This is a genomic window from Pseudomonas sp. MBLB4136 (assembly GCF_051904765.1).
In the GTDB taxonomy this organism is placed as follows: domain Bacteria; phylum Pseudomonadota; class Gammaproteobacteria; order Pseudomonadales; family Pseudomonadaceae; genus Aquipseudomonas.
The window spans coordinates 1335328-1358502 of sequence record NZ_CP196713.1; the positions used below are offsets into that span (position 1 = coordinate 1335328).

Genomic DNA, 23175 nt, shown 5'->3' on the forward strand with positions numbered 1-23175 from the left:
GCCATGCGTAGTAGCCGTCGTGTTGTGACCGTTTTGGCCCTCTGCCTGCCGCTCGCGGCCTGGGCCGAGGTTCCCGTGGTGGATAACGATGCCGCTTATGGCGGCAGCTATCCGCCGGCCGGTTACGGCACGACTGGCGCCTACGTCGGGGGAGGGGCGGAAGCCCCTGCCTCGGCGCAGGGCATGATGTTCACCCAGCTGCAGCAGATGCAGCAGGAGATCGCGCAACTGCGTGGTCTGCTCGAAGAGCAGCAATACGAAATCCAGCGTTTGAAGCAGGAAAGCCTGGAGCGTTACCAGGATCTTGATCGACGCTTGAGCAGTGGTTCCGCAGGTGCTGCGGCCGCCCAGAATTCCCCCTCCGCCGGCTCCCTTGGAGCCGGTGGCGTATCTCAATCCCCTATTGGTCAGGCGCCCGCGGCCAGCGGACCCGCCGATCCGGAGAAGGAAAAGCTGTTTTATGACGCTGCCTTCGACCTGATCAAGGCCAAGGACTTCGACAAGGCCAGTCAGGCCTTCGGCGCCTTCTTGCGCAAGTATCCGAACAGTCAGTATGCCGGCAATGCCCAGTACTGGCTGGGCGAGGTGAACCTGGCCAAGGGCGATCTGCAGGCAGCAGGCCAGGCTTTCGCCCGGGTCAGTCAGGCCTACCCGCAGCACGCCAAGGTGCCGGATTCGCTGTTCAAGTTGGCCGATGTGGAGCAGCGCTTGGGTAATGCCGACAAGGCCAAGGGCATCTTGCGCCAGATCATCGCCCAGTATCCCGGAAGTTCGGCTGCTCAACTGGCGCAGCGCGATCTTCAGCGCTTGCCCTAGAAGCTGAATCGTCGATCAAGAAAACCTGCGCCTGGCGCGGGTTTTTTCGTTAGAATCGGCGCCCCCTTTCCCGCAACGGAGGCGGATGGCCTGTTTAGCCGTCACGCCCGTGGCTGATATGCAAGAAACCCTGCGAATTACCGAGATTTTCTACTCGCTGCAGGGGGAGACGCGCACTGCCGGCTTGCCGACCGTGTTCGTACGCCTCACCGGCTGTCCCCTGCGCTGCCAGTACTGCGATACGGCCTATGCCTTCAGTGGTGGCGAGATCGTGTCCCTGGACACCATAGTCGAGCAGGTCGCGCGCTACAAGCCGCGCTACATCTGCGTGACGGGCGGCGAGCCGCTGGCGCAACCCAACTGCATCCCCTTGCTCAAGCGCCTGTGCGATGCCGGCTACGAGGTGTCGCTCGAGACCAGCGGTGCCCTGGATGTGTCGGCGGTCGATCCGCGGGTCAGCAAGGTGCTTGATCTCAAGACGCCAGGCTCGGCCGAGGTGGGGCGCAATCGTTACGAGAACATCCAGCTGCTCACGCCGAACGACCAGGTCAAGTTCGTCATCTGTTCGCGTGAGGACTATGACTGGGCGGTGTCGAAGCTGATCCAGTACCGTCTGCATGAGCGTGCCGGCGAGGTGTTGTTCTCGCCCAGTCATCACGAGCTGGATGCGCGCGCACTGGCCGACTGGATAGTCACCGACAACCTGCCGGTGCGCCTGCAGATGCAGCTGCACAAGATCCTCTGGAACGATGAGCCGGGACACTGAGCATGAGCGATAAGAAAGCCGTCATTCTTCTTTCCGGTGGCCTGGATTCGGCCACCGTGGTGGCACTGGCCAAGGCCCAGGGCTATGCCTGCTACAGCATGAGTTTCGACTACGGTCAGCGCCATCGCGCCGAACTGCAGGCAGCCGAGCGGGTGGCCAGGCAGCTGGGTGTGATCGAGCACAAGGTCATAGGCCTCAGCCTCAACGGCATCGGTGGCTCGGCACTGACCGACAGCAGTATCGAGGTGCCGGAATCGCCCACCGAGGGCATTCCCGTTACCTATGTCCCGGCGCGCAATACGGTGTTCCTGTCCCTGGCCCTGGGTTGGGCCGAGGTGCTGGGTGCGCGAGATATCTTCATCGGGGTCAACGCGGTGGACTACTCCGGCTACCCGGATTGTCGGCCCGAGTTCATCGAGGCTTTCGAGCGCCTGGCCAACCTGGCGACCAAGGCCGGGGTGGAGGGGCAGGGCTTCCGCATTCAGGCGCCGCTGCAGGACATGAGCAAGGCCGAGATCATCCAGGCTGGCCTGCGGCATGGCGTGGATTACGCGCTGACCGTGTCCTGCTACCAGGCCGATGCCGATGGCCGCGCCTGTGGCAAGTGCGACAGCTGCCGCCTGCGCGCTGCGGGCTTTGTCGGCGCCGGCGAAGCCGATCCCACCCGCTACTGCTAAAAAGTTTTCGCGAGGTGTTGTTTTTCTGAATTAAATCAGTATTATACGCCTCGCGTTGGGTCGTTAGCTCAGTTGGTAGAGCAGTTGGCTTTTAACCAATTGGTCGTAGGTTCGAATCCTACACGACCCACCAACCTCCTTCCTCGTAATGCCTCCCCGTGTTCCCGTCCTGTCTGCTCTCGCATCGTCCATCGGCGGGTATACTAGAACTCCGCTCTGAATAGACCTTCACAGGGCCTTATGACATGACGCAGATTTCCGAACGCCTCCTGGTTCAAGCTCATCTCGATGCCAAGCAGCCCAAGCCGCTGACGCCCGAGCAAGAGTCCTTCTATCGCGCCGAGATCGCCGCCGAGCTGAAAAAGCAGAACGCCGTGCTGGTCGCTCACTACTACTGCGATCCGGTGCTGCAGGCGCTCGCCGAGGAGACCGGTGGTTGCGTCTCCGACTCCCTGGAGATGGCCCGTTTCGGTAATCAGCACTCGGCGCAGACCGTGCTGGTGGCCGGCGTCAAGTTCATGGGCGAGACGGCAAAGATCCTAAATCCGGAAAAGCGTGTGCTGATGCCGACGCTGGAGGCCACCTGCTCCCTGGATCTGGGTTGCCCGGTGGACGAGTTCGCCGCGTTCTGCGATCAGCACCCGCAGCGCACCGTGGTGGTCTATGCCAATACCTCGGCAGCAGTGAAGGCGCGGGCCGACTGGGTGGTGACCTCCAGTTGCGCGGTGGAGATCGTCGAGCACCTGATGGACAACGGCGAGAGCATCATCTGGGCGCCGGATCAGCACCTGGGGCGCTACATCCAGAACAAGACCGGGGCCGACATGCTGCTGTGGGACGGTGCCTGCATCGTTCACGAGGAGTTCAAGGCCAAGCAGCTCGAAGACATGAAGGCGCTGTACCCGGACGCCGCGGTGCTGGTACACCCGGAGTCGCCGACCGCGGTGATCGAACTGGCCGACGCGGTGGGCTCCACCAGTCAGTTGATCAAGGCGGCGCAGACCCTGCCGAACAAGACCTTCATCGTCGCCACCGACCGTGGCATCTTCTACAAGATGCAGCAGCTGTGCCCGGACAAGGAATTCGTCGAGGCGCCGACCGCCGGTAACGGCGCGGCCTGCCGCAGCTGCGCGCACTGCCCGTGGATGGCGATGAATACCCTGGAGCGGACCCTGGCCTGCCTGCGTGAAGGCAGCAACGAGATTCATGTCGATCCGGCGTTGATCCCGCGGGCGATCAGGCCGCTCAAGCGCATGCTGGACTTCACCCAGGCGGCACGCCTGAAGCTGGCCGGCAACGCCTAACGGCAACGCAGCAGGTACAAAAAAGCCCGGTGAATCCGGGCTTTTTGCTGTCTGCCTAGCGCAGCATCTGTTCGATCATGCGCTGATCTTCCATCAGTTCGCGCTGCCGGGCGTCGATGCGTGAAGCCAGCTGGAAGTTGTTGCTGGCGCGGCGCTTGGCAAAGTCGAGCTGTTCGATGGCCTCGTCGAAATCGCCGACCAGGGCGAAGTACTCGGCGCGGGCTTGGTGCAGGCCGACGGTGTTGCCGCTGAGGCCGCGAACCTCGGCGACCAGGTACCAGATATCCGGATCCTTGGCGCGGCTCTTCAGCAGTTCGTCGAGGGCGCGCTCGGCGTCCTGCGCGCGCCCCTGCTTCAGCAGCAGGTCGACACGGGCCTGCTGCAGCGGGTAGCTGTTCGGATACAGCGCGAGCAGCCGCTCGATGCGCCCCTGGGCCTCATCGAGACGGCTGGCGGCGATGTCCAGCTCGATCTGTGCGAGGTTGTAGGTCGGATCGTTCGGCTCGTTCTGCAGCAGCGGCTGCAGCGTCTCACGCGCCTGCTGGTGTTGGCCGCCCTTGATCTGCGCCAAGGCCAGGCCGTAGCGCGCCGCGTCGAGCTTGGGGTTCTCCTCGAGCATGCTGCGAAAGCGCTTGGCGGCAAGGCCAGGAGTGCCTTCGTAGATCAGGCTGACCCGCGCGCGCATCAGCTGGTAGCGCAGGCTGTCCTTGATGCCGCCGCCGGCATGCTGCTCGGCGCGGTTGCGCGTATCGGCGATGCGCGATTCGGAGACCGGGTGGGTGAGGAGGAATTCCGGTGGCTTGCGGTCGTAGCGGTACTGGCGCATGAGGCGCTCGAACATGCTCGGCATCGCCCGCGGATCGAAGCCGGCCTTCTCCAGGTTGACTAGGCCGATGCGGTCGGCTTCCTGCTCGTTCTGCCGGGAAAAGCGCCGTTGTTCCTGGATCGCCGCCGCCTGCGTCGAGGCGATGGTGGCGATGCCGACGTCACCGGCGCCGGCGGCGGCGGCGACTATGCCGGCCAGCATCGCTGCCATCATCGGTACCTGCATGCGCTGCTGGGCTTCCAGGCCGCGGGCGAAGTGGCGCTGCGACAGGTGCGCGAGTTCGTGGGCCATGACCGAGGCGTACTCAGCTTCGGTCTGGGCATAGAGGAACAGTCCGCCGTTGACCCCGATGATTCCGCCGGGCGCGGCGAAGGCGTTGATCTGCGGGCTGTCGAGCAGTACGAACTCCAGGCGGCGGTCCTGCAGCTGGCTGGTTTCGCTGAGGCGGTAGACGCTGCTCTCGACGAACTCCTTGAGTTGCGGGTCTGACAGCTGGCTGATCTGTCCGCGCAGCAGGCCGAGCCAGGCGCGCCCGAGCTGGTGTTCTTGCTGGGGCGAAACCAGCGAGGAGCTGGCATCGCCGAGCGACGGCAGGTCGCTGGCGGTTGCCGGCAGGGCGAGCAGGCAGGCGAGCGTCAACAGGGTAGGGCGCAGAACATTCATGCACGGGGCTCTTGGCGGACAAAGGCGATACTGTAGCCGCGCAGGTGTTCGCCTGGCCAGGGCTGTGCGGCCTTCGGTATCCTATGGGTCTATCTCGGAGGGTGGCATGAACGAAACGCAAGAGTGGCTCGAGACCTGCGACGCGGAGCTGGATGCCAGTGGCTTGAACTGTCCGTTGCCGCTGCTCAAGGCCAAGTTGGAGCTGAACAAGCTGGCCAGCGGTGCCGTGCTCAAGGTCATTGCCACGGATGCCGGCTCGCAACGCGACCTGCGCGCCTTCGCGACGCTCGCCGGGCATTGCCTGCTGCACGAGGAAGTCGAGGGCGGTGTCTATCGCTACTGGTTGCGCAAGGCCTGACGCACTGTCTGCGCGGGTCGTTTCTATTTAAGGAATCTTGATGGTTAAGGTGTTACGCGACTGGCTGCACCGCTACTTCTCCGATGAGCAGGCCGTGGTGCTGGCGGTGTTACTGATCCTGGGTTTTGCCGTGATCCTGACCCTGGGCGGGATGCTTGCGCCGGTGCTAACCGGGCTCGTGCTGGCGTTCCTGATGCAGGGGCTGGTCTCTGCCCTGGAGCGCCTGCGCCTGCCGCAGTTGGCCGCGGTGTGGCTGGTGTTCGCCCTGTTCATGGGACTGCTTGGGCTGTTCCTGTTGGTGCTGATGCCGCTGCTGTGGCGGCAGCTGAGCAACCTGTTCAATGAGCTGCCGCGGATGCTTGGCGAGTGGCAGGCGCTGTTCCTGCTGCTGCCGGAGCGCTACCCGAACCTGATCAGCGACGCCCAGGTGCTGCAGCTGATCGAGGCGGTGCGTGGCGAGCTGGGCCAGTTCGGTCAATGGGCGTTGTCCTTCTCCCTGGCCAGCCTGCCGCTGCTGGTCGGGGTGATGATCTACGTGGTGCTGGTGCCCATCCTAGTGTTCTTCTTCCTCAAGGACCGGCAGCTGATCGGCGAGTGGTTGCGTGGCTACCTGCCCCGCGAGCGCGCCCTGATCACCCGGGTGGCGCAGGAGATGAATCAGCAGATTGCCAACTATATCCGCGGCAAGTTCATCGAGATCCTCATCTGCGGCGGCGTCACCTACGTCGCCTTCGCCGCGCTTGGTCTCAACTACGCGGCGCTGCTGGCGCTGGCGGTGGGTCTGTCGGTGGTGGTGCCCTATATCGGCGCGGTGGTGGTGACCGTGCCGGTGGCGCTGATCGCGTTGTTCCAGTGGGGCTTTAGCGATCAGTTCCTCTACCTGATGGTGGTCTACGGCGTGATCCAGGCGCTGGACGGCAACGTGCTGGTGCCGCTGCTGTTTTCCGAGGCGGTCAACCTGCACCCGGTGGCGATCATCTGCGCGGTGCTGCTGTTCGGCGGTCTGTGGGGGTTCTGGGGGGTGTTCTTCGCCATTCCCCTGGCCACCCTGTTCAAGGCCGTATTGAGCGCCTGGCCGCGGCGCGAGCTGCAGGCGCAGATACAGGAAGAGTAGAAAGAAAAACGGCCGCATCGCGCGGCCTTTTTCATGCAGTGGTCGATTAGCCCTGGTTCAGCGCCTGGGCTGCCGCCAGCACGGCGTCGACGTGACCGGGTACCTTCACTCCGCGCCATTCATGGCGCAGCACGCCAACCTTGTCGATCAAGAAGGTGCTGCGGTCCACGCCCATGTACTCCTTGCCGTAGAGCTTCTTCAGCTTGATCACCTCGAACAGCTGGCAGAGTGCCTCGTCCTTGTCCGAGATCAGCTCGAACGGGAAAGCCTGCTTGGCCTTGAAGTTCTCATGGGACTTCAGGCCGTCGCGCGATACGCCGAAGATCAGGGTGTTGGCCGCCTGAAAGGCCGGATACTGGTCGCGAAAACCCTGGCCCTCGGTGGTGCAGCCGGGGGTGCTGTCCTTCGGGTAGAAATAGAGCACGACCTGCTGGCCGCGCAGAGCCAACAGCTGGATCGATTGGCCACTGGTGGCGTGCGCCTGGAAGTCGGGAACGGCTTGGTCGACGGATACGGCCATGGTCGGGGCTCCTTATGGGTTCTGCGGGCGCCAGGGCTCGATCAGTGCGTCGAGGTTCAGGGCGTCGGCGAAGTCGAGGAACTGATCGCGCAGCCAGCTGATCTGGGTGCCGGCCGGCAGGGTCACGGTCAGGGTGGCGTTGAGCATGGTGCCGCCGGTCTGAGGTGCCTGGTAGGTGTCGCAGGTCAGGTTCTCCAGTTCGACGTGGTGATCGATGAAGAACTGGCACAGCTCGTTGAGGATGTCCGGGCGATAGACCGAGCTGACGTAAGCGACGTAGGGCAGTGCCTGGGGGCGGTTGTCCGCGGCGCCGCTGCGAGTGACGTTAACCGAGAACGAATGCTTCTTGGCCAGTGCCGGCAGGCTGGACTCCAGGCGGGCCAGGGCATCCCAGCTGCCGGAGATCTGCAGGACCAGCGCGCTGAATTCACCGTGGCGGCTCAGGCGGGTGCTGACCACGGCGCAGCGGCTTTCGTGGCTGGCGCGGCACAGCACATTGGTCAGCTCCATGGCGTTGGGGCCGAGTGCACTGATGACGAGGAATTGTTCGCGAACTGGGGGGGTGGACATGCAGCCTTCCTAAAACGATGAACGGTCGGTCCGCAGGTGCGGTGCCGAGCAAAGCCGGAAGGGTAGCGAAAAGCGCCGCCCAGGGGAATGCTCGGGGTCGGCGCACGCACGGAATATTCCATGGTGTGCGCTGGCTATCCACTTGCCCTTAGGCCTTGTCCTTCGCTTGTGCAAGCCAGGTGGCGCCAGTACCATTACGGCTCTCATTTTCCAGCAGGAGCGGTTGCATGATTGCGGGCAGTATGGTGGCACTGGTCACGCCCATGGATGCACAGGGTGGTCTCGACTGGGACAGCCTGAGCAAACTGGTGGATTTCCACCTGCAAGAGGGCACCAACGCCATCGTCGCGGTCGGCACCACGGGTGAGTCCGCCACGCTGGAAGTGGCCGAGCATATCGAGGCGATCCGTCGCGTGGTCGACCAGGTCGCCGGGCGCATCCCGGTGATCGCCGGCACCGGTGGCAACTCCACCCGCGAGTCGGTCGAACTGACCCGCGCAGCCAAGGATGTCGGCGCCGACGCCTGCCTGCTGGTGACCCCCTACTACAACAAGCCGACCCAGGAAGGCCTGTACCTGCATTTTCGCCACATCGCCGAAGCGGTGGCGATTCCACAGATTCTCTACAACGTGCCGGGCCGTACTGCCTGCGACATGCTGCCGGAGACCGTCGAGCGGCTGTCGAAGATCGACAACATCATCGGCATCAAGGAAGCCACCGGCGACCTGCAGCGTGGCCAGGAAGTGCTGGATCGGGTGAGCAAGGACTTCCTGGTCTATTCCGGTGACGATGCCACCGCCGTCGAGCTGATGCTGATGGGCGGCAAGGGCAATATTTCGGTCACCGCCAACGTCGCCCCCCGGGCGATGAGTGACCTGTGCGCCGCGGCCATGCGTGGCGATGCGGCCCTGGCGCGGGCCATCAACGACCGCTTGATGCCGTTGCACAAGACGCTGTTCATCGAGTCCAACCCGATCCCGGTTAAGTGGGCCCTGCACGAAATGGGCATGATGCCGGAAGGCATCCGCCTGCCGTTGACCTGGCTCAGTCCGCGCTGTCATGAGCCGCTGCGTCAGGCCCTGCGCCAGTCCGGCGTATTGGTTTAATCGAGGAAATACTACGCATGAAGCGACTGGCCGGACTCTCTGCACTTGCCCTGATCATCTCCAGCACCAGCGGTTGTGGCTGGTTGTGGGGGGAAGATGGTTATTTCCGCGATCGGGGTAGCGACTACCTCACCGCGCGGCAAACCGCCCCCATGCAACTGCCGGCAAACGTCGAGGCCAAGCGCCTCGACCCCTTGTTGCCGGTTCCGCAGCAGGTGGCCAGCAGCACCGCCGAGGGTGAGTTCGAGGTGCCGCGCCCACAGTCCCTGGCCGTGCGTGGCGATGCCAGCGAGTTCAGCCTGCAGAAGAGCGGCGAGTCGCGTTGGCTGGTGGCGCAGCGCGTGCCGGCGGAAGTCTGGCCGGTGGCCCGCCAGTTCTTTGCCGACAATGGCTTTCGCATCGCCGAAGAACGCCCGCAGACTGGTGAATTCAGCACCGAGTGGCAGCGTCTCGACGGTCTCTCCAGTGCCTTGGCGCGCCGCCTGAGCAGCCGCGCCCCGGGCGTGGCGGCAGACGCCGAGACCCGTGTGCGGGTGCGCATCGAGCCCGGTGTTCAGCGCAATACCAGTGAGATATTCGTGGCCAGCGCCGAGCGTCCGGCCGGTAGCAGTGCCGACGTGGCCTTCACCAGCCGCGGCGCCAACTCCGCTCTGGATGCCGCCTTGCTCGACGAGATGCTGGCGAACATGGCGCGTAGCGCCGAGCAGGGTGGTTCGGTATCGCTGCTGGCCGCCCGCGATTTCGACGCGCCGAGCCGGGTCAGCCTGTCGGAAGACGGCAACGGCAATCCGGTGCTGAACCTCGGCGCCGACTTCGATCGTGCCTGGTCCGGTGTCGGCCGTTCCTTGGAGTTGGCCGACGTGCGCGTCGACGACCTCAATCGCAGTCTCGGGGTCTACTACATCAACCTGGCAGAGGGCACCAAGAAGAAGGGCGAGAAGCCCGGCTTCTTCGGTTCGCTGCTCGGCGGCGAGGCGGACAAGGAAGAGATCGAGGCCCGGGCCGAGCGTTATCAGGTGCGCCTGACGCCGGTGGGTGACAGCGTCCAGGTCACCGTGGAAAAGGACCTCAACACCGTGGCGCCAGCCGATGTCGCGCGCCGGGTACTGGGCCTGATCCAGGAAAACCTCGGCTAGAAACCGAACCAGTGGCCCGCACCGCAGCGGCGGCGCGGGCGAAAACCAATAGGCGAAACCCACCCGGTTTCGCCTGTTTCGTTTGCTAAAGGCGGAAATCCCGATATGACCACTCCTGCGACCCTGAGCCTGAAGAAGATCTACTCGGGCAAAGTCCGCGATCTCTACGAAATCGATGACCAGCGCATGCTGATGGTCGCCACCGACCGCCTTTCGGCCTTCGACGTGATCCTCGCCGAGCCGATTCCGGACAAGGGCAAGATCCTCACTGCGATTTCCAACTTCTGGTTCGACAAGCTCGCCGACGTGGTGCCCAACCACTTCACCGGCGACCGCGTCGAGGATGTCGTGCCGGCGGCCGAACTGCCCTTGGTCGAGGGTCGTGCGGTGGTTGCCAAACGCCTTAAGCCGGTTGCCGTGGAAGCCATTGTGCGCGGCTATATCGTCGGCTCGGGGTGGAAGGAGTACCAGCAGAGCGGCACCGTCTGCGGGATTCAGCTGCCGGCCGGCCTGCAGGAGGCCGCCAAGCTGCCGCAGCCGATCTTCACCCCCTCGACCAAGGCCGCCGTGGGCGATCACGACGAGAACATCTCCTTCGAGCAGTGCGAAGCCATCATCGGCGCCGAGCTCGCCGCCCAGGTGCGCGACACGGCGATCGCCCTGTACAGCAAGGCGGTGGAATACGCCGCGACCCGCGGCATTATCATCGCCGACACCAAGTTCGAGTTCGGCCTGGATGAGCACGGCAGCCTGACCCTCATGGACGAAGTGCTCACCCCCGATTCCAGCCGCTTCTGGCCGGCGGACAGCTATGTCGTAGGCAAGAACCCGCCGAGCTTCGACAAGCAGTTCGTGCGCGACTGGCTGGAGTCCACCGGTTGGAACAAGCAGCCACCGGCACCGGCCGTGCCGGCCGAGGTGGCGCAGAAGACCGCCGACAAGTACCGCGAAGCCCTGACGCGGCTGACGGCCTGAGCGCCGAGCGGACCGAAGTGAAGAGGCGCCCAGGCGCCTCTTTTTCTTTTGCCGGCGGGTTGAAAGCGCTGCCGCGCGCCGCGTTCTGCCCTTGCCGGGCCGAACAGAATTCGCAAGCATCTGAAACTGTGCGAAAAAATCGCTCAGTGGGCTTCGCCAAAAGCGCATGTGCTGTTATCATGCGCGCCGCCACGGGAAGATGCCGGAGTGGCCGAACGGGACGGATTCGAAATCCGTTGTATCAGCGATGGTACCTAGGGTTCAAATCCCTATCTTCCCGCCATATCGCAACACCTGAGCCCCTGTATTTCCTCGTGAAGTCAGGGGCTTTTGCGTTTCCAGGGCTTGGCATTGTTGAGGCGGGCCCGCGTGAGCATGCATTGCCAGCCTTTGCGCTGTGGCCAGGTTTGCCTTCATCGTCGATTCTGCTTGCGCCAGAAACAGAAAACCCCCGAAGCCGAAACTTCAGGGGTTGTCTATTTCTGCGGCTATAGCTCTATTTGCGTCGCCATTGCCCCTGGAGCTGGATGTACTGGCCGGGCGGGGTCTTTTCCAGGGCTTTCTGCCCGGCGATGGCTTCCACGTCGCCGAGCTTGATGCCGTTCTCGTTGGCCAGGCGCTGGTATTCGGCGCGCCGGGCCTGGTTGATCAGCCGGGCGATTTCGCTGGCCTGGCCCCCGGGCTTGACCACGCCGAGGTAACCGTTGGCCATCTCGCCGAGCTGGCCGCTGGCCTTGGCCGGGCCGAGGGCGGACATGGCTTCGTTGAGGCTCAGGGCCATGGCCGGCAGGCTCAGGCTGAGCAGCAGTAGCAGGCTGGCAATGCGTCTAGGCAGGTTCATGACGGCGCTCCTCAAAACAGTCCGCTGGACTCGCTGAACATGTCGTCCAGGGCTTTGTCCACCTTGATGTAGATTTCGTGTTCGATCTTCACGTTGAGATTGATGTTGATTGGCTCCTTGGGCGCCGTCAGCTGCACGGTCGGGGTGCAGGCTGCGTTCAGCAGGCCCAAGAGCAAGATCGCTAGACAGATCTGCACGCGCATGGCGCGTCCTCCTTCAAGGCTCCAGTGGAGCGGCTTTGGCGTTGCGTTTCAGTATGCGTTGCTGCACTCGCCGACGGATGATTTCGTTCACCTTATCGGTCAATTGCAGGCTGGCCAAGAGCGAGGGGATGTCTTCTTCCAGGTTGATGTTGAAATGAATCGGCCGGCCCTGCTCGATGGCCGGGTTCTGGCCTTCCAGGCGCATGCTCAGCAGCAACTTGCCCTGGGGATCGTAGTCCACCTGGCTGCGCAGCGTGGTGAAGTGGAAGTCTTCCAGTGACTGGGTCACCAGCTGCATGGTGGGGTTGCTGCTTCCCAGTGCCCTGATGCGTTCGGAGCGCAGTTGCAGGTGGCCGCCGGGGTTGCGGGCGGCGATTCGGCCGCGGTCGACCTGGATGCCGTGCCGGCTCAGGCGCAGCGGTAGATGGCCGTCGAAGGTGCCGCTGCCGGCCAGCCCCTCGGCGGGATAGAGGGTGAACAGCCGCCTCAGTTGCAGGCCGCGCAGTTCCACGGGGATCAGCAGTGGCGTCTCCGTCAGCTTCCACTGATTGGCCGCGACGTGGACGCTGCCGCCCATCAGCCCAGCCTGGGCCAGGCGCAGGTTCAGCTGGCCCAGCTCCGGTCGCTCGATGGACGCGCTGTAGTCGGCCTGCAGCTGCAGCGGGCCGATGGGAATGCCCGGATTGGCTTCCTTCAGGCGCAGATCGCTCAGTGCTACCTGGAGGCGGCCATGGTCCAGGCTGATCTGCGTGCGCGCGTCGAGGCCGCTGAGGGCGGTGCGGTCGTAGATGCCGGCCAGGTCTTTGCCGGTCAACTCAAGCTTCAGGTCGGGCCAGTCGTGGCCGGGGGCGAGGTCGATTACCGCGTCGGCGCTCACGCGGCCCTGGTTCAGCTCGAGTAGCGCCGGCCAGTGCGCCAGGGTCGTGGCCAGCGGGTTGCCCGCGCGCAGGAACAGTTCCGGCAGCTGAGCGTGGGCGTGCAGGCCGCGCTCGGAGTCGTAGCGCAGCTGCAGGGGCAGCTTGAGGTCCGAGTCCGCCGACAGCTCGCCGCTCGACTCGAGCCGCTCTTCGGCCAGCTCCACTCGACCCTGCCAGCGCCAGCCCTGGGGCTTCAGGGCGGCGTGCAGCAGGCTTTCGACATCTATGGAGGCGGGGCCCTGCAGGTGCCAGTCGGACGCATCGCCGTTGTGCAGGCGTGCGCCCAGCTGCAGGCCGCCGAGGTTGGCGCGCAGGCGCCGCAGTTGCAGGTCGCGGCCGGCCACTCTGTCGAGGCTGAGTGCGGAGCCCCGTTGCAGCTCGATACGCAACTGCTCGGGGTCCAGGTAGCCGTTGAAGCGCAGGTCGGCCTTGGTCTTGTGCAGCGTCCAATTCCCCTGGGTGAGCCGTGGGCTGCTGGCGCTGAGTTGCACGTCGGCGAACTGCGCGGCCCAGGGCGGCGCGTTGGCCAGTGCCAGTTGACCCCGCAGTTCGAGTGGTGTCGGGCCCTGACTGTGCAGACGGAAAGCCAGGGGCAGGGAGCGCTCGGCCAGATTGCTCGGCAGCGGGCCCAACGGCTCGCCTGCCTCCAGCTGCAGGCGCAGCGAATCGGCGCGCAGCGCGGCCGGGAGTCTCTGTTGCTGGTCCGGCAGTGGTTGCTGCAACACCAGTTCGGCGCTCAGTTGTTCGGCGTACCAGCGGCCATCGAGGCCGCGCAGGCCCAGGCCGAGCTCGCCCTGCAACTGGCCGATTCCCGGGATGGCCCAGGGTTCGGCGAGCGCGCCGTTGGCCGTGATATGGCCCGTGGCGCGGCGCAACAGGTTGATGTCCAGATCGCCGCGGGGCAGCTGCAGCTGCCAGCTGGCGGCAAGCTGCACGGTACTCGGTGCGGCGGCCGGCGCCGCGTCCATGGGCAGTAGCCAGTCCCTCAGCCACTCGCGCAGCGCCGTGGCTTCGTCCAGTGTCGGTGCCGACAGCTCGCCGCGCCACAGCGTGCCATCGGCATTGTCCTGCAGGCGGCTGTGCAGGCTGAGCTGGGGGCGGTCGTTGACCGCCAGGGCCAGCTGCAGCTCGGTCGCATCGGCAACGCTTTGAATCCGGCCCTCGAGGTTGAGGCGAGTGGCGTCGCTGGCGAGATTGAGGCGCAGGTCCAGCGCGCCTGCTGAGACCGCCGAGCGGCTCTGCTGGAGGTCGCCGCGCAGCTGGCAGCGGCCCTTGGCGCAGGGCAGGTCGATGAGCAGCTCGTCGATGCTCAGGCTCAGGGGCAGGATGGCGAGCGCTTCGCCGAGCGCCTTCAGGTCCAGTCTCCGCGCCGGCGTACTGGCGGCGTGCTCCGTTACCGGGTGCCAGGCCATCGACAGTCGCTCGGCGCGAACCTGTTGGACGTAGGGCGGTTGCAGGCCGAACTGACCCCAACCCAGGTGCAGGCGCTCGATTCGCAGTTGCAACTGGCCGGCCGGACTCTGTTGCAGCAGCTCGAGTCGGCCCAGGTGCAGGCCATCCAGGGCCAGGCGCGGGGCTTGCCAGTCGAGGTGCTGGACATGCTGACGCTCGAGCAGGCGCCCCAGGCTGAAGTAGCCGTAGCCGCCGAGCAGCATCAGCACGAGCAGCAAGCAGAGGAATCGCAGCCAGGTGCGCCGGCTGATCATGGGCACTGATCCATCGCGTGAGGGTCTCCGGGGACGTTAACCCAAGGGCCCCTGGCTGCCAATCGGCTTCTCGGTCTGTTTGTGCGTTTGCATCATTAGGTATTAAGATTGATCTAAATAGATCACAGAGGTCGAGGGTCATGAGCGCACTTGTCCGACCCCATGCAGATGCCGATGCGGTGCTGGCCAAGGCCCTGCTCAATACCCGCGAGCAGCTGGGGCTGACGCAGCAGGAACTGGCCGACATAGTCGGCGTGCACCGCACGGCGATCAGTCGCTGGGCCGACGGTGGCCTGCGTCCGCAGAGCAAGACCGGCGAGCTGGCGCTGCTGCTGATCCGGGTCTATCGCGCGCTGTTTGCCCTGTTTGGCGGCAATCTGCAGGACATGCGGCACTTCCTGCGCACCGACAATCGTCATCTGGCCGGCGTGCCGCTGGAGCTGATGGGCCAGGTGCAGGGGCTGGTGCATGTGGTGGAGTATCTGGACGCGATCCGCGGCAAGGTCTGAGCACCGCGCCGAGCGCCGCATGCTGGGCTGTGTCACCCGGCCGGGAGCGGGCCGAGAACAATAAGGAAGAGTCGCCATGGACATCTGGCAAGAATGTCGCGGGGTCGAACAGGTCGCGCCCCTGCGCGGGCGTCTGGTGCGCCTGGTTGAGAGTCAGGAACAGGTCGCCACGCTGCAACTGGTGGATAACCTGAGCGAGCAGGCGCTGCTCGAGGAGTTGCTGGAAAGCAGCAAGCCGCCGCTGCCGCGTGGTGCCGAGGCGCTGCATTACCTGCTGAAAACCCCGTTTCGCTACCCGCCTTTGCGCTGGGGCTCGCGCTTCGGCACGCGCCAGGAGCCGAGCCTGTTCTACGCGGCGCTGGGCCTGGAGACCGCCATGGCGGAGGCCGCCTACTACCGCTTCGTGCTGCTGGACGGCATGGCCAGCGCACCGCCAAGCGGGCGTGTGCTGTCCGAGCACGCCTCGTTCGAGGCGCGTTATCAGGTCGCGCGCGGCATCCGCCTGCAGCGGCCGCCGTTCAACCGCTTTCAGCGCGAGCTGAGCCACCCGAGCGACTATCGCGCCACTCAGGCCCTGGGCGCGAGCATGCGCGCGGCCGGGGTGGAGGCCTTCGAGTATCGCTCCGCCCGCTGCCCGCTGGGTGGCAGCAACGTCGCGCTCTATGCGCCGGCGGCCCTGGCGGAAAAGCGACCGCGCAACCTGCTGCCCTGGTTGTGCGAAACCACCCGCAGCTATGTGGCGTTCAAGCACGCCCAGGCGCCCGACACGCCGCGGATGTTCCAGCTGGAGGACTACCTGATCGAAGGGCGCTTGCCCTTGCCGGCCTGAGCGATTGAGTCGCCGCGCACCAGGGTGAAGCAGGGTTGAGTCGCGGCTGCGGCCATCTACCGCAGGTCCGCGCCAGGGCCTGCGTTTGCCGCAGGCTGCGAGGGGGCTCGGGCTGGTAGGCAGCGCTGCGAACAGGGCCCGCAGGAGCCTGCCCCGGGTGGTTCGTTTTTGCCCTGCGAGCGCTCTGAAACGGGGCGTTGGCCGGGCTTGGCGAAAGACTTGTGCACATTTGCAAGGCGTCTTGTCAAGGCGGAATTAATCTTCGACGTAAACCCTTGATTCTCCGTGTGGATTCTATAAGTCAATGAAAAATATGATTTTTTCTGGTTGGTGAAAAAATCGTCAGTTTGACCTGAGGCCTTGTTTCATGGGTGATTGGGGCGCTTTCGCCCATGTTGTCCACTGAGTTATCCACAGCTTCTGTGGATTGTCGGAGGATGCTTTCGGCCAGCTCGAAGAGCCCCTGTTGCAAGGCTTTACCTCGGCGAAAAAAAGAGTAGAGTGGCGCGCCTTTCTTGCCGCCACTGCCGCTGTTCTCCTTATGTCTCGCGCTCTGCCTCGCCTGCCAGCCGAATCCTCGTCCAATCGTCCGCGCCTGCCGCTGCGTGTCGCCCTGTGGCTGCTGGACAGCCCGCGCCTGGGCCACGCGCCCAGCGTCAAGCGCTTCGCCGGCCATCTGCTCAAGCAGCCGGCGCGTCAGGGGGTGGTGCAGGCACAGAGTCGTCTGGGCCAGATGCTCTGCCGCGACTGCGACAATACCCGCGACCGGCGCATCGGCCTGGAACTGCTGCGTCAGGCCGCGCGTGCCGGCGATCGCCGCGCCCAGCTGGAGCTTGGCCGCTTCTACAGCCAGCCGCGCAGCCATGAGCCGCAGCAGGCTCGCCACTGGCTGGAGCTCGCCGCCGGGCAGGGCTCCCACGAGGCCAGGCGCCTGCTGAACGGCCTCTGAGCCGCGCCTGACCACCCCCGCGCACGGCTGGTTATACTCCCCGGCAATCTTGCGCGGAGCCGCTTATGCCCATCGATCCCTCTTCAATGTTGCCGGCCGTGCTGTTCGGTGTCGTCGCCGCGGGTCTGCCCGCGCTGGCGTTGGCCTGGGCGCTGCAGCGTCGCGCCGCCGAGGCGCGCCTGCAGTGCAGCCTGTTGCAGGAGCGCCTGAGCGCAGCCCAGCTGGCCCAGGCCGGCCTCGGCGCCCAGCTCGATGCCTGTCGCCAGGAGGTCTCGGAGATCGTCGAGATCAAGGCCGACCAGCAGGCCGAACTGGCCGCCCTGCGCCGCGAGACCGAGTTGCTGCAGCACGAGCGGCAGGTTGCCCGGGAAGCGGCCCAGGCCTGGCACGCGCAACGCGAACAGCAGGAGGCCGAGCTGCGCCGGCTGGGCGCCGAGAAGGCGGCCCTGAGTGCCGAGTTGCACGAGCAGCAGGGCAGCCACCAGCAGCGTCTGGCAGACCTGCAGGGCTCGCGTGACGAGCTGCGCGCGCAGTTCGCCGAGCTGGCCGGGAAGATCTTCGACGAGCGCGAGCAGCGCTTCGCCGAAACCAGCCAGCAGCGTCTCGGTCAGCTGCTCGATCCGCTCAAGGAGCGTATCCAGGCCTTCGAGAAACGCGTCGAGGAAAGCTATCAGCAGGAAGCGCGCGAGCGCTTCTCCCTGGGCAAGGAACTGGAGCGCCTGCAGCAGCTCAATCAGCGCCTGGGCGACGAGGCAATGACGCTGAGTCGCGCCCTGAAGGGGCAGAAGACCCAGGGCAACTGGGGCGAGCTGGTGCTGGAGCGGGTGCTGGAGCACGCGGGTCTGGAGAAGGGCCGCGAGTACCAGACCCAGGTCAGCCTGAAGAGCGCCGAGGGCGAGCGCTTCCAGCCGGACGTGCTGATCCAGTTGCCCGGCGACAAGCAGGTGGTGGTGGACGCCAAGGTCAGCCTGACGGCCTACCAGCAGTTCGTCGGCGCCGACGACGAGGCGGCCCGTCAGCAGGCCCTGAAGCAGCATGTGCAGTCGCTGCGCGCTCATCTCAAGGGCCTGTCGCTGAAGGACTACCAGCGCCTGGAAGGCCTGCACAGCCTGGATTTCGTCCTGCTCTTCGTGCCGATAGAGGCCGCCTTCGCCGCCGCCCTGCAGGCCGACCCGGGGCTGTTCCAGGAGGCCTTCGAGCAGAACATCGTGATCGTCAGCCCGACCACCCTGCTGGCCACCCTGCGGGTGATCGACAGCCTCTGGCGCCAGGAGCGGCAGAGCCAGAACGCCCGCGAGATCGCCGAGCGCGCCGGCGCGCTGTACGACAAGTTCGTCGCCTTCATCCAGGATCTCGACGAGATGGGCGCTCGCCTGCAGCAACTGGACAAGGCCTATGCGGCCGCACGCAACAAGCTGTGCGATGGCCGCGGCAATATCATCAGCCGCGTGGAGAACCTCAAACTGCTCGGTGCGCGGGCCAGCAAGAGCCTGCCGGCCGAGTTGCTCGAGCAGGCCGCCGGTGTGCCGCTGCTGGATGGGGTCGGCGACGACTGAGGGCGTTAGATCAGCAGCAGGATCAGCAGCCCGGCGCACAGGCCGGCGGCCATCACCGGCAGGGTGCGCAGGGCCAGTTCGCGCCCGCCGATCAGGGCGATGAGCAGGCCCTTGGCCAGGCTGTTGCTCAGGGTGGCGAGGAAGATGCCGCGCACCGCCACCTCGGCGCTCAGTTCGCTGCGGGCACTGCGGGCCAGGGACAGGGTGATGGCGTCGACGTCCGCCAGCCCGGAGAGCAGCGCCACCAGGTACACACCGGCATCGCCGAACCAGCGCCGCGCCCCCTCGACGACGAACAGGATCGCCACCAGCAGCGCGGCGAAGCGCAGCGCCGGGCCGAGCTCGAAGGGGTTCTTCAGCGGCGGCTCGGCCTTTTCCGTTGGCGCCGGGTTGCCCTGCATGGTGTAGGCCAGGGCGCCGCCGGCGTACACCAGCATGGCGGCGCTCAGGGGCCAGAGCAGTTGCGGCAGCAGCTGGGCGTTGACCAGGCTGACCTCCAGCAGCACCCGCGGGAACATCAGCGCCGAGGTGGCCAGCAGGCCGCAGGCGATGATGGCGCGCAACTCGCGGGCGCGGTCGAGGCGGGCCAGAGTGATGGTCATTGCCGTGGAGGAGACCACACCGCCGAGCAGCGCGGTGATCAGCAGGCCTTGGCGGGTGCCGGCCAGACGAATCGCCATGTAGGCGACGAAGCCCATCCCGGCGATCAGTACCACCATCCACCAGGTGACGTAGGGGTTGAATACCTGCCAGGGCCCGTAGCTTTGATTGGGCAGGGCCGGCAACAGCACCAGGGAGATGAACAGCAGCTTCAGGGCGCCGGACAGCTCGAGTTCGCTCAGCCGATGCAGCGAGCCGTGCAGCACCTGTTTGAGGCTCAGCAACAGGGCCACCGCCACGGCGCCGGCGGCGGCCAGTTGCGGATGGCCGGCGACCGCCAGGCTGCCGAGCAGGAAGGTGGTGAGCAGTGCCACCTCGCTGGTCATGCCCATGTCGCCGTGGCGCCTCAGTTCGCCAAAATAGGCGGCGATCACTAGGGCGCAGAAGCCGGCGAAGATCGATGCCCAGGCGATGACCCCGAGGCGCTCGCCGAGCAGTTCGGCCAGGCCGCCGAGCAGGCCGCACAGGGCGAAGGTGCGGATGCCGGCGGAGAAGCGGCCGTCCTCCAGGTCGCGCTGCTGCCAGCCGCGCTCGGCACCGATCAGCAGGCCGACCGCCAGGGCGCTGGCCAGGTTCAATAGGGTGTCGAGGGCATCGGGCACGGCGCGTCCTTGAGCGGGGGCATCATGCAAGCAGTCTAGCCAGCGGCCGGCGAGCGCATGTTGCGCGAGGTCAAGGCGCGCGGCTCAGCGCAGGCTCAGGTGGCGGCTCAGCAACGCGCGCAGGGCCGCCGGCTTGACCGGCTTGGCCAGGTAGTCGAGGCCGGCGGCATGCACCTCGGCGATCAGCTCGGCGCGACCGTCGGCGCTGATCACCACGCCGGGTACCGGCTCGCCCAGGCGGGTGCGCAGCCAGGCCATCAGCTCGGTGCCGGTCTCGCCCTCGTCGAGGTGATAGTCGACCAAGGCCAGCTGCGGACGCACGTCCTCGCTGAGCAGGTGCTCGCATTCCAGGCGGTTGCGCGCCGTCCACACCTGGCAGCCCCAGCGCGACAGCAGGCTGTGCATGCCGGCGAGGATGCTGTCCTCGTTGTCGATGCAGATGACCTGGGAGCCGCTCAAGGGCTGGCCATTGATCTCGGCCGGGGCGCGTTGCGGCGCGGCCGCCGGCAGGCGCGCCAGCGGCACGCTGACGCTGAACACGCTGCCCTTGCCCGGCCAGGAGCGAACCTGCAGCGGATGCTCGAGTACCCGACACAGGCCGTCGGCGATCGCCAGGCCGAGACCCAGGCCTTTCTCCGCGCGGGTCTGGTGGCTGTCTAGGCGCTTGAACTCCTCGAAGATCACCTTGCGCTTGTCCTCGGGGATGCCCGGGCCGCGGTCCCAGACCTCCAGGCGCAGCTGCCCGCCCTGGCGGCGCACGCCGAGCAGCACCCGCCCCTTGGCATAGCGGAAGGCGTTGGTGAGGAAGTTCTGCAGCACCCGGCGCAGCAGCTTGATGTCGCTGTCGATGCGCAGGCGGCTGCCGCGTACGCGGAAGTCGACGCCCTGCTCGGCGGCCAGGGCCTTGAACTCGGCGCCCAGGGTGTCGAACAGGTTGCTCAGGGCGAAGGGATTTCGTTCCGGGGTGACCCGCCCGCTTTCCAGGCGCGAGATGTCCAGCAGGTCGGTGATCAGGTCCTCGGCCGAGCGCAGCGAGCTGTCGAGGTGGCGCACCAGCTCCTGGGCCTCGCGCGGCAGCGCATCGTCCTGGTGGGAGAGGGCGGCGGAGAACAGCCGGGCCGCGTTCAGCGGCTGCATCAGGTCATGGCTGACCGCGGCGAGGAAGCGGGTCTTCGACTGGTTGGCGCCCTCGGCGCGGGCCTTGGCCTCGCTCAGCGCCTGGTTCAGCTGCGACAGCTCGAAGGTACGCTCGGCCACGCGCTGCTCCAGGCCTTCGTTGGCGGCCTTGAGGGCGCGCTCGGCCTCGCGGAACTCGGTGATGTCGGTGAAGCTCATGACGAAGCCACCACCGGGCATGGGGTTGCCGATCAGTTCGATGACCCGGCCGTTGGGGAACAGCCGCTCGTACTTGTGCGCGGTGCCCTGGCGCATCCAGTGCAGGCGTCTGGCGACGTTCTCCTCGATGTCGAGGTCGCCTTTGCCGAGCATGCCGCGCTCGGCATTGAAGCGGATGATCTCGGCGATCGGCCGGCCGACGTAGATCATGCCGTCCGGGTAGTCGAACAGTTCCAGGTAGCGGTGGTTCCAGGCCACCAGGCGCAGGGACTGGTCGACCACGCTGATGCCCTGGGTGATGTTCTCGATCGCCCCCTGCAGCAGTGCGCGGTTGAATTGCAGCACCTCGCTGGCTTCGCCGACGATGCGCACCACATCCTCGACCTGCATCTCCCGGCCCTCGATGGCCGCCTTGACCACCGCACGGGTCGAGGAGGCGCCCAGCACGCCGGCCAGCAGGCGTTCGGTGTGGGCGATCCAGTCGCCGTTGGCCGGCTGGTCGAGGTCGAGCTCCTGGCCCTGGCGTGCGGCGAAGCGCTGGAAGCTCTGCCGCGCCCGCTCTTCGCCGACGAAGCGGCTGGCCAGCAGCAGCAGGTCGTCGACCTGCACCGCCAGCAGGCTGCGGTTGCTCGGCTTGGCGCCGAAGTCATGGCCGATGAAGCGCCCGGCCTGCCAGTGCTCGGCCACCCGGGTTCGGGAAAAGTAGGAAACCCCGGCGAACAGCAGGAAGTTGCCGGCCAGCGACAGCACCACGCCACGGGTCAGGGGATCGACCTCGAAGCCCAGCGGCGCGTAGAGCAGCCCGTGCAGGCCGGGCAGGCTCTCCAGCGGCCAGCCGAGGCTACGCGCCACCAGCGGCATGATCAGGGTGTAGAACCACAGCAGGGAGCCGACGCCCAGTCCGGCGAACACCCCGCGGCGGTTGGCCTGCTTCCACACCAGGGCGCCGAACATGGCCGGGCCCATCTGGCCGATGGCGGCGAACGACACCTGGCCGATGGTCGCCAGGCTGACGCCTTCGCCGAGCAGGCGGTAGCACACATAGGCCAGCAGCAGGATCAGCACGATGCTCACCCGCCGGGCCGTGAGCATCCAGTGGCGGAAGGCCTCGAACGGCCGTTCGGTGTTCTGTCGGCGCAGCAGCCAGGGCAGCAGCATGTCGTTGGAGATCATGGTCGACAGCGCCACCGAGGCGACGATGACCATGCCGGTGGCCGCCGAGGCGCCCCCGATGAAGGCCAGCAGGGCCAGGGTCGGGTAGGCCTGGGCCAGCGGCAGGCTGATGACGAAGGAGTCCGGGCTGACCCCGGCCGGCAGCAGCATCTGGCCGGCCAGGGCGATGGGCACGACGAACAGCGCCGCCAGCACCAGGTAGGCGGGAAACACCCAGCGCGCCAGGCGCAGGTCATTCGGGTCGATGTTCTCCACCACGGCGACATGGAACTGCCGCGGCAGGCAGACGATGGCGATCATCGCCACCGCGGTCTGCACCAGCATCGCGGGCCAGTTCACCGCCTCGGCCCAGAACGTCGTCAGCTCGGGGGTGACCTTGGCCTGGCCGAGCAGGTCGTCGAAGCCGTTGTACAGGCCGTAGGTGACGAAGGCGCCGACGGCGAGGAAGGCCAGCAGCTTGACCAGCGACTCGAAGGCAATCGCCAGGACCATGCCGCGGTGGTGCTCGGTGGCGTCCAGGTTGCGCGTGCCGAACAGGATGGCGAACAGCGCCAGGACCATGGAGACGATCAGCGCGGTGTCCTGGGCGCGGGTTTCGGCGGACTCGGCGCCGGTGTCGATCAGCAGGTTGACCCCGAGGACGATGCCCTTGAGTTGCAGGGCGATATAGGGCAGCACCCCGACCAGGTAGATCAGCGCCACCACCACGGCCAGCGCCTGCGACTTGCCGTAGCGGGCGGCGATGAAGTCGGAGATCGAGGTGATGTTCTCCTGCTTGCTGATCATCACCATCTTCTGCAGCACCCAGGGCGCGCCCAGCAGCAGCAGGATCGGCCCGAGGTAGATCGGCAGGAACGACCAGAGCTGCTCGGCGGACTGGCCGACCGCGCCGAAGAAGGTCCAGCTGGTGCAGTACACCGCCAGCGACAGGCTGTAGACCCAGGCGCGCATCCGCGGCGGCAGGGGCGTGCTGCGGCGATCGCCATAGAAGGCAATGGCGAACAGGATGGCCATGTAGATCAGGGCGACCGCGGCGATCAGCCCGCTGGACAACGACATGTACA

General features: G+C 66.1%; 21 protein-coding genes and 2 tRNA genes. 15 read left to right on the forward strand and 8 right to left on the reverse strand.

Translation table 11 applies throughout. The annotated features are described in order from the left end of the window. Positions 1–3: 3 nt before the first annotated feature. From ybgF to nadA, 5 genes are all read left to right on the forward strand, one after another. Entirely contained in the window at positions 4–816 is an 813-nt protein-coding gene (gene ybgF / locus ACSX1D_RS06025) for a tol-pal system protein YbgF (RefSeq protein WP_439861405.1), read from the forward strand. A gap of 118 nt (positions 817–934) precedes the next feature. Beyond that, the gene (queE, locus tag ACSX1D_RS06030) at positions 935–1582 is read left to right on the forward strand and encodes a 7-carboxy-7-deazaguanine synthase QueE (RefSeq protein WP_439861406.1); all 648 of its coding nucleotides are present in this window, start codon (positions 935–937) and stop codon (positions 1580–1582) included. Positions 1583–1584: 2 nt separating this feature from the next. Further along, positions 1585–2259 (forward strand): 7-cyano-7-deazaguanine synthase QueC, encoded by a 675-nt coding sequence (gene queC / locus ACSX1D_RS06035; protein ID WP_439861407.1) that lies wholly within the window; start codon positions 1585–1587, stop codon positions 2257–2259. Positions 2260–2316: 57 nt separating this feature from the next. Continuing rightward, positions 2317–2392: transfer RNA gene (locus tag ACSX1D_RS06040), tRNA-Lys, on the forward strand. 112 nt (positions 2393–2504) lie between these two features. Further along, a complete protein-coding gene (nadA, locus tag ACSX1D_RS06045; protein WP_439861408.1) occupies positions 2505–3563 on the forward strand; it encodes a quinolinate synthase NadA in 1059 nt (352 codons plus the stop codon). A gap of 55 nt (positions 3564–3618) precedes the next feature. Here the strand turns inward: nadA and ACSX1D_RS06050 are convergent, their stop codons facing one another. Continuing rightward, positions 3619–5052, reverse strand: a complete 1434-nt coding sequence (locus tag ACSX1D_RS06050; protein WP_439861409.1) for a M48 family metalloprotease — start codon at positions 5050–5052, stop codon at positions 3619–3621. Positions 5053–5158: 106 nt separating this feature from the next. On the opposite strand from ACSX1D_RS06050, the gene ACSX1D_RS06055 reads away from it, so the two are divergent. Next, complete coding sequence (locus ACSX1D_RS06055; protein WP_208708935.1) at positions 5159–5410, forward strand: sulfurtransferase TusA family protein; 252 nt, start codon at positions 5159–5161, stop codon at positions 5408–5410. A gap of 40 nt (positions 5411–5450) precedes the next feature. Next, complete coding sequence (locus ACSX1D_RS06060; RefSeq protein ID WP_439861410.1) at positions 5451–6524, forward strand: AI-2E family transporter; 1074 nt, start codon at positions 5451–5453, stop codon at positions 6522–6524. 46 nt (positions 6525–6570) lie between these two features. Here the strand turns inward: ACSX1D_RS06060 and ACSX1D_RS06065 are convergent, their stop codons facing one another. Beyond that, on the reverse strand, positions 6571–7044 hold the full coding sequence (locus ACSX1D_RS06065; protein ID WP_439861411.1) for a peroxiredoxin: 474 nt from the start codon (positions 7042–7044) through the stop codon (positions 6571–6573). 12 nt (positions 7045–7056) lie between these two features. Next, the gene (locus ACSX1D_RS06070; RefSeq protein ID WP_439861412.1) at positions 7057–7614 is read right to left on the reverse strand and encodes a glycine cleavage system protein R; all 558 of its coding nucleotides are present in this window, start codon (positions 7612–7614) and stop codon (positions 7057–7059) included. Positions 7615–7841: 227 nt separating this feature from the next. Between ACSX1D_RS06070 and dapA the strand changes: the two genes are divergently transcribed. The 4 genes from dapA (at position 7842) to ACSX1D_RS06090 (ending at position 11114) form a co-directional block, all read left to right on the forward strand. After that, the gene (dapA, locus tag ACSX1D_RS06075) at positions 7842–8720 is read left to right on the forward strand and encodes a 4-hydroxy-tetrahydrodipicolinate synthase (protein ID WP_439861413.1); all 879 of its coding nucleotides are present in this window, start codon (positions 7842–7844) and stop codon (positions 8718–8720) included. Positions 8721–8737: 17 nt separating this feature from the next. After that, on the forward strand, positions 8738–9856 hold the full coding sequence (gene bamC / locus ACSX1D_RS06080; protein ID WP_439861414.1) for an outer membrane protein assembly factor BamC: 1119 nt from the start codon (positions 8738–8740) through the stop codon (positions 9854–9856). Positions 9857–9961: 105 nt separating this feature from the next. Continuing rightward, positions 9962–10831 (forward strand): phosphoribosylaminoimidazolesuccinocarboxamide synthase, encoded by an 870-nt coding sequence (locus ACSX1D_RS06085; RefSeq protein ID WP_439861415.1) that lies wholly within the window; start codon positions 9962–9964, stop codon positions 10829–10831. 193 nt (positions 10832–11024) lie between these two features. Then, a tRNA-Ser gene (locus ACSX1D_RS06090) sits at positions 11025–11114 on the forward strand. A gap of 213 nt (positions 11115–11327) precedes the next feature. On the opposite strand, the gene ACSX1D_RS06095 is transcribed toward ACSX1D_RS06090, so the two are convergent. Genes ACSX1D_RS06095 through ACSX1D_RS06105 form a run of 3 tightly spaced genes read right to left on the reverse strand, consistent with a single transcriptional unit; the run spans position 11328 to position 14498 of the window. Beyond that, positions 11328–11672, reverse strand: coding sequence for a YdbL family protein (locus ACSX1D_RS06095; RefSeq protein WP_208708942.1), 345 nt, complete (start codon positions 11670–11672; stop codon positions 11328–11330). A gap of 11 nt (positions 11673–11683) precedes the next feature. Next, on the reverse strand, positions 11684–11875 hold the full coding sequence (locus ACSX1D_RS06100) for a YnbE family lipoprotein (protein WP_208708943.1): 192 nt from the start codon (positions 11873–11875) through the stop codon (positions 11684–11686). A 13-nt stretch (positions 11876–11888) separates the two neighbouring features. After that, entirely contained in the window at positions 11889–14498 is a 2610-nt protein-coding gene (locus ACSX1D_RS06105; RefSeq protein WP_439861416.1) for an intermembrane phospholipid transport protein YdbH family protein, read from the reverse strand. 140 nt (positions 14499–14638) lie between these two features. Here ACSX1D_RS06105 and ACSX1D_RS06110 point away from each other — a divergent pair, with 140 nt between their 5' ends. From ACSX1D_RS06110 to rmuC, 4 genes are all read left to right on the forward strand, one after another. Then, on the forward strand, positions 14639–15007 hold the full coding sequence (locus ACSX1D_RS06110) for an antitoxin Xre/MbcA/ParS toxin-binding domain-containing protein (protein ID WP_208708945.1): 369 nt from the start codon (positions 14639–14641) through the stop codon (positions 15005–15007). A 76-nt stretch (positions 15008–15083) separates the two neighbouring features. Further along, entirely contained in the window at positions 15084–15836 is a 753-nt protein-coding gene (locus tag ACSX1D_RS06115; protein ID WP_439861417.1) for an RES family NAD+ phosphorylase, read from the forward strand. A gap of 541 nt (positions 15837–16377) precedes the next feature. Continuing rightward, positions 16378–16785: a tetratricopeptide repeat protein gene (locus ACSX1D_RS06120; protein ID WP_439861418.1), complete on the forward strand. Its 408-nt coding sequence runs from the start codon at positions 16378–16380 to the stop codon at positions 16783–16785. 191 nt (positions 16786–16976) lie between these two features. Next, on the forward strand, positions 16977–18341 hold the full coding sequence (gene rmuC / locus ACSX1D_RS06125; protein ID WP_439862274.1) for a DNA recombination protein RmuC: 1365 nt from the start codon (positions 16977–16979) through the stop codon (positions 18339–18341). 5 nt (positions 18342–18346) lie between these two features. Here the strand turns inward: rmuC and ACSX1D_RS06130 are convergent, their stop codons facing one another. Both ACSX1D_RS06130 and ACSX1D_RS06135 read right to left on the reverse strand, forming a co-directional pair. After that, complete coding sequence (locus tag ACSX1D_RS06130) at positions 18347–19603, reverse strand: MgtC/SapB family protein (RefSeq protein WP_439861419.1); 1257 nt, start codon at positions 19601–19603, stop codon at positions 18347–18349. Between the two features lie 84 nt (positions 19604–19687). Then, a complete protein-coding gene (locus ACSX1D_RS06135) occupies positions 19688–23170 on the reverse strand; it encodes a hybrid sensor histidine kinase/response regulator (protein WP_439861420.1) in 3483 nt (1160 codons plus the stop codon). Between the last annotated feature and the right edge of the window lie 5 nt (positions 23171–23175).

Coding starts and splice junctions, on each gene's coding strand:
- queE (WP_439861406.1), top strand. CDS start 935: ATGCAAGAAACCCTGCGAATTACCGAGATTTTCTACTCGCTGCAGGGG.
- ybgF (WP_439861405.1), top strand. CDS start 4: ATGCGTAGTAGCCGTCGTGTTGTGACCGTTTTGGCCCTCTGCCTGCCG.
- ACSX1D_RS06110 (WP_208708945.1), top strand. CDS start 14,639: ATGAGCGCACTTGTCCGACCCCATGCAGATGCCGATGCGGTGCTGGCC.
- queC (WP_439861407.1), top strand. CDS start 1,585: ATGAGCGATAAGAAAGCCGTCATTCTTCTTTCCGGTGGCCTGGATTCG.
- ACSX1D_RS06085 (WP_439861415.1), top strand. CDS start 9,962: ATGACCACTCCTGCGACCCTGAGCCTGAAGAAGATCTACTCGGGCAAA.
- ACSX1D_RS06095 (WP_208708942.1), bottom strand. CDS start 11,672: ATGAACCTGCCTAGACGCATTGCCAGCCTGCTACTGCTGCTCAGCCTG.
- ACSX1D_RS06055 (WP_208708935.1), top strand. CDS start 5,159: ATGAACGAAACGCAAGAGTGGCTCGAGACCTGCGACGCGGAGCTGGAT.
- ACSX1D_RS06050 (WP_439861409.1), bottom strand. CDS start 5,052: ATGAATGTTCTGCGCCCTACCCTGTTGACGCTCGCCTGCCTGCTCGCC.
- dapA (WP_439861413.1), top strand. CDS start 7,842: ATGATTGCGGGCAGTATGGTGGCACTGGTCACGCCCATGGATGCACAG.
- bamC (WP_439861414.1), top strand. CDS start 8,738: ATGAAGCGACTGGCCGGACTCTCTGCACTTGCCCTGATCATCTCCAGC.
- ACSX1D_RS06115 (WP_439861417.1), top strand. CDS start 15,084: ATGGACATCTGGCAAGAATGTCGCGGGGTCGAACAGGTCGCGCCCCTG.
- ACSX1D_RS06065 (WP_439861411.1), bottom strand. CDS start 7,044: ATGGCCGTATCCGTCGACCAAGCCGTTCCCGACTTCCAGGCGCACGCC.
- ACSX1D_RS06060 (WP_439861410.1), top strand. CDS start 5,451: ATGGTTAAGGTGTTACGCGACTGGCTGCACCGCTACTTCTCCGATGAG.
- ACSX1D_RS06120 (WP_439861418.1), top strand. CDS start 16,378: ATGTCTCGCGCTCTGCCTCGCCTGCCAGCCGAATCCTCGTCCAATCGT.
- ACSX1D_RS06100 (WP_208708943.1), bottom strand. CDS start 11,875: ATGCGCGTGCAGATCTGTCTAGCGATCTTGCTCTTGGGCCTGCTGAAC.
- nadA (WP_439861408.1), top strand. CDS start 2,505: ATGACGCAGATTTCCGAACGCCTCCTGGTTCAAGCTCATCTCGATGCC.
- ACSX1D_RS06135 (WP_439861420.1), bottom strand. CDS start 23,170: ATGTCGTTGTCCAGCGGGCTGATCGCCGCGGTCGCCCTGATCTACATG.
- ACSX1D_RS06105 (WP_439861416.1), bottom strand. CDS start 14,498: ATGATCAGCCGGCGCACCTGGCTGCGATTCCTCTGCTTGCTGCTCGTG.
- ACSX1D_RS06070 (WP_439861412.1), bottom strand. CDS start 7,614: ATGTCCACCCCCCCAGTTCGCGAACAATTCCTCGTCATCAGTGCACTC.